General features: G+C 64.8%; 1 protein-coding gene. It reads left to right on the plus strand.

The window, feature by feature from the left end; translation table 11 throughout:
* Positions 1–3: 3 nt before the first annotated feature.
* Positions 4–1,937, plus strand: a 1,934-nt coding sequence (locus AB0C87_RS42810) for an ATP-dependent Clp protease ATP-binding subunit (RefSeq protein ID WP_360582299.1), incomplete at its 3' end; no start/stop codon positions are given.

Here is a 1,937-nt window from a genome sequence, read left to right on the forward strand (position 1 = left end):
GAGATGTTCGAGAGGTTCACCGACCGCGCGCGGCGGGTTGTCGTTCTGGCTCAGGAAGAGGCCAGGATGCTCAACCACAACTACATCGGTACCGAGCACATCCTCCTGGGTCTGATCCACGAGGGTGAGGGTGTTGCGGCCAAGGCTCTGGAGAGTCTGGGGATCAGTCTTGAGGCCGTGCGTCAGCAGGTCGAGGAGATCATTGGTCAGGGGCAGCAGGCTCCCTCTGGTCACATCCCGTTCACTCCGCGGGCGAAGAAGGTTTTGGAGCTGTCGCTGCGTGAGGCGTTGCAGCTGGGTCACAACTACATCGGTACCGAGCACATCCTTTTGGGGTTGATCCGGGAGGGTGAGGGTGTCGCGGCGCAGGTGCTGGTGAAGCTGGGCGCTGATCTGAACCGGGTGCGGCAGCAGGTGATCCAGTTGCTGCACGGGTATCAGGGCAAGGAGCCGGCGGCTTCGGGTGGTCCGTCGGAGGCGGCGCCGTCGACGTCGCTGGTGCTGGACCAGTTCGGTCGGAATCTGACGCAGGCGGCGCGTGAGGGCAAGCTCGACCCGGTGATCGGCCGGGACAAGGAGATCGAGCGGGTCATGCAGGTGCTGTCGCGGCGGACCAAGAACAACCCGGTGCTGGTGGGTGAGCCGGGTGTGGGTAAGACCGCGGTGGTGGAGGGGCTGGCGCAGAAGATCGTCAAGGGTGAGGTGCCCGAGACGCTCAAGGACAAGCAGCTCTACACCCTGGACCTGGGTGCTTTGGTGGCGGGGTCGCGGTATCGGGGTGATTTCGAGGAGCGTCTGAAGAAGGTGCTCAAGGAGATCCGGACCCGCGGTGACATCATCTTGTTCATCGATGAGCTGCACACGCTGGTGGGTGCGGGCGCGGCGGAGGGCGCGATCGACGCGGCGTCGATTTTGAAGCCGATGCTGGCTCGGGGTGAGCTGCAGACGATCGGTGCGACGACGCTGGATGAGTACCGCAAGCATCTGGAGAAGGACGCGGCGCTGGAGCGGCGGTTCCAGCCGATTCAGGTGGCCGAGCCGTCGTTGTCGCACACGATCGAGATCCTCAAGGGGCTGCGGGACCGTTACGAGGCGCATCACCGGGTGTCGATCACCGACAGTGCGCTGGTGGCGGCGGCGCAGCTGGCCGACCGCTACATCTCGGATCGGTTCTTGCCGGACAAGGCGATCGATCTGATCGATGAGGCGGGGTCGCGGATGCGGATCCGTCGGATGACCGCGCCGCCGGACCTGCGCGAGTACGACGAGAAGATCGCTGATGTGCGGCGTGAGAAGGAGTCGGCGATCGATGCGCAGGACTTCGAGAAGGCCGCGGCGCTGCGTGATTCGGAGAAGCAGCTGCTGGGGCAGAAGGCGCAGCGGGAGAAGGAGTGGAAGGCCGGCGACATGGACGTGGTCGCCGAGGTCACCGATGAGTTGATCGCCGAGGTGCTGGCCACCGCGACGGGGATTCCGGTGTTCAAGCTGACCGAGGAGGAGTCGACCCGGCTGCTGCGGATGGAGGATGAGCTGCACAAGCGCGTGATCGGTCAGGAGGACGCGATCAGGGCGTTGTCGCAGTCGATCCGGCGGACGCGGGCGGGGTTGAAGGACCCCAAGCGTCCGGGTGGGTCGTTCATCTTCGCCGGCCCGTCGGGGGTGGGCAAGACCGAGTTGTCCAAGACGCTGGCGGAGTTCCTGTTCGGGGACGAGGACGCGCTGATCCAGCTGGACATGTCGGAGTTCATGGAGAAGCACACGGTGTCGCGGCTGTTCGGTTCTCCGCCCGGCTATGTCGGGTATGAGGAGGGCGGTCAGCTGACCGAGAAGGTGCGGCGCAAGCCGTTCTCGGTGGTGCTGTTCGATGAGATCGAGAAGGCCCACCAGGACATCTTCAACTCGCTGCTGCAGATCCTGGAGGACGGTCGTCTGACCGA

This window comes from Actinomadura sp. NPDC048021, from assembly GCF_040653135.1.
GTDB lineage: Bacteria > Actinomycetota > Actinomycetes > Streptosporangiales > Streptosporangiaceae > Spirillospora > Spirillospora verrucosospora.